This is a genomic window from Kocuria sp. CCUG 69068, from assembly GCF_020833785.1.
GTDB lineage: Bacteria > Actinomycetota > Actinomycetes > Actinomycetales > Micrococcaceae > Kocuria > Kocuria rosea.
In genome coordinates this window covers 1-4652 of the sequence record NZ_PDDL01000170.1, presented here as the reverse complement: position 1 = coordinate 4652, position 4652 = coordinate 1, and the positions used below count along the sequence as shown (strand labels likewise).

The window sequence follows — 4652 nt, the reverse complement described above, 5'->3', positions numbered from 1 at the left end:
GCCCGGTCGAGGGCGCGGGCGGTGGGCGGGGTCGCGGGCATGCGGCCATCCTGGCCCGTGCCGGACGGCCCGGCCGGGGTGCGGCCGGGGATCCGGACGGCCGGGGCTGTGGACCGCGGTCGGGCCCGGCGGGTGGTCAGCCGGCGAACGCCGTGTCCAGGACGTCCTCGCTCTGCGGCGCCCAGGCGTTGCCGGTGAGCATGTGCAGCGTGCCGCCGGCCACGGCGTAGACGGAGGACGTGCCGTTGCCCCCGCTGAGCCCGGTGAGGCCCTCGATGCCGGGCAGCTCGCGGAAGCGCCCGGACACGTCGTAGACGCGGGGCCGGACGGAGCCGGTGCCGCCGAGCGGGGCCGCGACGAACTCGCGGTCGCTGAGCCACAGGGCCGCGTCCGCGTCGACGTCCGCGGCCACCCGGAACGGCTCGTTGAGCCGGCGGGGCGTGCCGTCTGGCTCGCGCACCACACCGGTCAGCCAGATCTGGGAGACCCCTTCGTCCTCGGTGACGACGAGCGCCCGGGTGCCCCCGCGCGAGACCCGCAGGGACGTCACGGTCCGCGCGGCGAGCCACGATGCCTCGACGCGGACCGGGCTCCCGGCGCCCGGGACGGCGCGCACGGCCCGGACGGTCCCGGCGGAGTCCCCGGTCCACACCCACCCGTGCTCGTCGAAGCTCGGTCGGGTCAGGCCGGTCCCGCTGAACTGCTCCACGGGCTCCTCCTCCCGCGCCACGGTCACGAGCGAGCCGGTGCCCGTGTCCACGAACGCGAAGTGCTCGGCGGCGGCGTCCATCGCGGGGCTGGACGGGTGGTGGCCGTCCAGCGGCGGGATCCCGTCCACGTTCTCGGTCTGGCCGCCCTGGTAGAACACGAGGTCGCCCTCGCGCAGCCCGACCTGGCGGGACGGGACGGTGACGTCCTGGACGGGCGCGGCGTCCGTCCACCCCGCGCCCAGCTCCACGGGCGCCCCCTCGACGAGCAGCTCCACGTCGTTCACCGCGGTCAGCGACCGGAGGCTCAGCGCGAGCTGGTCGTGCATCCGGCGGTTGATCTCGATGTTCGCCGGGTCGAACTCGGGCACGCTGAGCTCCACCGTGGCGGTGCCGTCCCGCACGGGCACCGCCGAGCGGGCGAGCGTGGTGCCCGGCGGGAACGCCGAGGTCACGGCCCCCCGGAGGTAGGGCGCGGGGCCGCCGAGCAGGGCCCGCACGATCGACGTCGAGACGGGCACCCGGTCCGGGAACCAGCGGGGGTCGACCACCACGTTGGACAGGTCCTCGTCCGCGAAGTAGAGGTGGTGGGGCTCGAAGATGTCCTCGAAGTCGGCCGGGGTGAGCGCCGTGGCGTCGGGGGCGTCGGAGATCCGCCACTGGCCGTCCACCTGGACCACGTCGAAGTCGAGCACCTCGGTGGCGCCCGCCGGCTTGCGCTCGATCACGCCGCTGCCGTCCACCACGCTGTCCACCTCGAGGTTCACCCGGTACTCGTTGTCCTCGAGCCGGGGCACGGGCACGGCGTCGCCCCGGTGCACGAGGGTGCGCGCGTCGGGGTGCCAGGTGCCCGCGAGCTCGGGGGTGAGGTACTCGCGGGCCACGGAGTAGTCGTCGGCCACGCCCGTCCCGGCCGCGAGGAAGCCCCGCACGATCTGCTCCGGCGTCGCGCCCTCGCGGGGGCCGGCCGGCTCGACGTCGTAGCTCGGCTGGACCGCGGACCGGGTGGGCTCCGCGTGCCGGTGCACGGGTCCCGTCCGGGGAATGGCTCCGCAGCCGCCGAGCGCCACGGCCGCGGCCAGGGCCAGTGCTGCCGTGCGGGTCTGCCGCCGGGTCCTGCTCATGACCGGTCCTCCTCGACGTCGGTCGGCTGGGCCGCGGCGGGGGGCGCCGGCTCCGCCGCGGCCGCGGAGGCCAGGGCCAGGGTCCCCGTCCTGGTCACCACCGCGGTCTCCGGGTACGCGTCGGCGTCGGGCGGCAGACCGAGCGGGCTCTCGTCGTCGGGCACGAGCCGCCGTCCGCGGGTCCGGGGCAGGGTGAGCCGGAAGCACGCGCCCTCCCCCGGGGCGCCCCAGACGTCGAGCCGCCCGCCGTGCAGCCGCGTGTCCTCGGTGGCGATCGCGAGGCCCAGCCCCGTCCCGCCGGTCGTGCGGGCCCGGGCCGGGTCAGCGCGCCAGAAGCGGTTGAACGCCTTGGCGGCCTCCTCCTCGGTCATCCCGATGCCGTGGTCGCGCACCGCCACCGCCGCGGCCACCTCGGAGGCCCCCACCACGATGTCGATGGGCCGGCCCTCCCCGTGCTCGAGGGCGTTGACCACGAGGTTGCGCAGGATCCGCTCGATCCGCCGCTGGTCCCCCTGGACGGTGCAGCGGGACAGCTCCGAGCGCACCCGCACCGTGGAGCCGGACGAGACGGCGAGCGGGGCGGCGGCCTCCACGACGTCGTGCACGACCGAGAACAGCTCGACGCTGGCCACCTCGAGCCGCGCCGCCCCCGCGTCGAAGCGGGAGATCTCCAGCAGGTCGGCCAGCAGGGCGTCGAAGCGGTCCACCTGGTGGTAGAGCAGCTCGGCGGAGCGCCGGTTGACGGGGTCGAAGTCCTCGCGGGCGTTGAAGAGCACCTCGGCCGCCATCCGCACCGTGGTCAGCGGGGTGCGCAGCTCGTGGGAGACGTCCGAGACGAAGGTCTGCTGCATCGAGGAGAGCTGCTCGAGCTGGGTGATCTGGTCCTGCAGGCTGTCCGCCATGCGGTTGAAGGACCGGGCGAGACGGGCGACCTCGTGCGAGCCGCTGACGGGCATCCGCACGCCCAGGTCGCCGTCCGCGAGCTGCTCGGCCACGCGGGCGGTGCTGGACACGGGGCGGACCACTTCGCGGGTGACGTACCAGACGATCGCGCCCACGAGCAGCAGCAGGACGACCACCGACAGCAGCAGCACCGCGTGCATCGCGTCGAGGGTGCGCTGCGGCTCGGAGAAGTCGTAGACGAGGTAGAGCCCGTAGCGGCTGTTCTGGTAGAGGTCCACCACCGTGCCGACGACGATGACGGGGGCCTCCTCCCCGTTCTCCGTGACCCGGACCGAGGCGGGCTGCCAGAACACGCCGTCCTGCTCCGCGAGCCGCTCCTGCAGCTCCGGCGGCACGGTGCTCGAGGTCATCCAGGGGCTCTGGCTCTGCGCCGGGATGAGGGTCTGCCCGCTCGTGAAGTCCATCGGGAGCAGGATCCAGCGCTCCGTCTCCGCGCCGTCGACCGAGAGCGAGCCGAGGGTCGAGGCCACGAGCGCCTGCAGCTCGTCGCGGTCGGAGGCGTCCGAGGCGTCGAAGCTGGCCTGCACCTGCTCGAAGTCCGCGGTGGCCGAGGCGAGGACCTGGTCCAGCCGTTCCGAGAACAGCCGGTCCGCGATCTGGTGGGAGAGGAAGCTGCCCGTGACGAAGAAGGCCAGCGCGGTCAGGGAGAGGGACACGGCGATGGCCCGGAACTGCAGGGACTGCCGCCACCGGCGGGCCAGCAGGAGCCGCCCCAGCCGCAGCCGTCGGGTCGCGGCGCCGGCCGGCCCGCGGCGCCGGAAGGAGGCGGCGGCGTCCGGCGGGGTCATCGGGCGGACGTGCCCGCCTTGTAGCCGACTCCGCGCACGGTGACCACGATCTCGGGGCTCTCCGGATCCCGCTCGATCTTGGAGCGCAGCCGCTGCACGTGGACGTTGACGAGCCGCGTGTCGGCGGCGTGCTGGTAGCCCCAGACGTCGCGGAGCAGCATCTCGCGCGAGAACACCTGGTGCGGTGCGCGCGCCAGGGCGGTGAGCAGGTCGAACTCGAGCGGGGTGAGACCGATCTCGTGGTCCCCGCGGTGCACGCTGTGCCCGCTCACGTCGATGGTGAGGTCGCCGATCCGCAGCTCCTGCGAGTTGGCGCGCTCCACGGGGCGCAGCCGGGCCTTGACCCGGGCCACGAGCTCAGCGGGCTTGAAGGGCTTGGGCACGTAGTCGTCGGCCCCGGCCTCCAGACCGCGGACCACGTCGACGGTGTCCGACTTGGCGGTGAGCATGACGACCGGGACGTCGGAGATCGTGCGGATCTCGCGGCAGACCTGGATACCGTCCTTGCCCGGGAGCATGAGGTCGAGCAGCAGCAGGTCCGGGCGCACGGCCCGGAAGGTGTCCACGGCGGTGGCACCGTCGTAGCAGAAGACGGGCTCGAAGCCCTCCGCGGTCAGGACGATCCCGATCATCTCCGACAGGGCGGCGTCGTCGTCGACGACCAGTATTCGCGCGTTCATCGCCTCTCCGGTGGTGTGGGGCGGGCCCGCCGGGGCGGGGGCCGCCGTGGCCCGGGGCGTCCGGGGCGTCGTGGCCAGGGTGTCCTGGGCGTCGTGGTGGACCGGGGTCCACCTGCATTGTGGCCGATTGCGGCCCGCCCCGCACCTCGGCGCGGAGTGTGTCGGTCCACCGGGTGGGTCGGGCTCACGCGTCGGCGGCGGTCCGGGCCAGCGCGGAGGCGGTTCCGGTGACCCGCGCGAGGACCTCGCGCAGCTCGGCGGGGCCCAGGGCGTCGAGCTCCTCGCGCGGTGTGATCCGGACCCGGTCGAGGGCGGCGGCGGGCAGCCCGAGGTCCCGCCACACGGACCACACGTCCGCGGCGAGGGCGCGGGCCGTGCCGCCGGCCGCGG

Annotated in this window: 3 protein-coding genes and 1 pseudogene; all 4 read right to left on the bottom strand. The window is 74.8% G+C overall.

Annotated elements, in window-relative coordinates:
- Positions 1-136: 136 nt before the first annotated feature.
- Positions 137-1831, bottom strand: coding sequence for an LpqB family beta-propeller domain-containing protein (locus tag CRM73_RS18255; RefSeq protein WP_017833625.1), 1695 nt, complete (start codon positions 1829-1831; stop codon positions 137-139).
- Complete coding sequence (gene mtrB / locus CRM73_RS18250; protein ID WP_229588689.1) at positions 1828-3582, bottom strand: MtrAB system histidine kinase MtrB; 1755 nt, start codon at positions 3580-3582, stop codon at positions 1828-1830. The genes CRM73_RS18255 and mtrB overlap by 4 nt, the downstream gene beginning before the upstream one ends.
- Entirely contained in the window at positions 3579-4262 is a 684-nt protein-coding gene (gene mtrA, locus CRM73_RS18245) for an MtrAB system response regulator MtrA (RefSeq protein WP_017833623.1), read from the bottom strand. The genes mtrB and mtrA overlap by 4 nt, the downstream gene beginning before the upstream one ends.
- A gap of 184 nt (positions 4263-4446) precedes the next feature.
- Positions 4447-4652: pseudogene (locus CRM73_RS18240) on the bottom strand (hypothetical protein); the annotation flags it as partial.

Excerpts from the sequence above, each read along its gene's own strand:
- mtrB (WP_229588689.1), bottom strand. The coding sequence starts at position 3,582 with ATGACCCCGCCGGACGCCGCCGCCTCCTTCCGGCGCCGCGGGCCGGCC.
- CRM73_RS18255 (WP_017833625.1), bottom strand. The coding sequence starts at position 1,831 with ATGAGCAGGACCCGGCGGCAGACCCGCACGGCAGCACTGGCCCTGGCC.
- mtrA (WP_017833623.1), bottom strand. The coding sequence starts at position 4,262 with ATGAACGCGCGAATACTGGTCGTCGACGACGACGCCGCCCTGTCGGAG.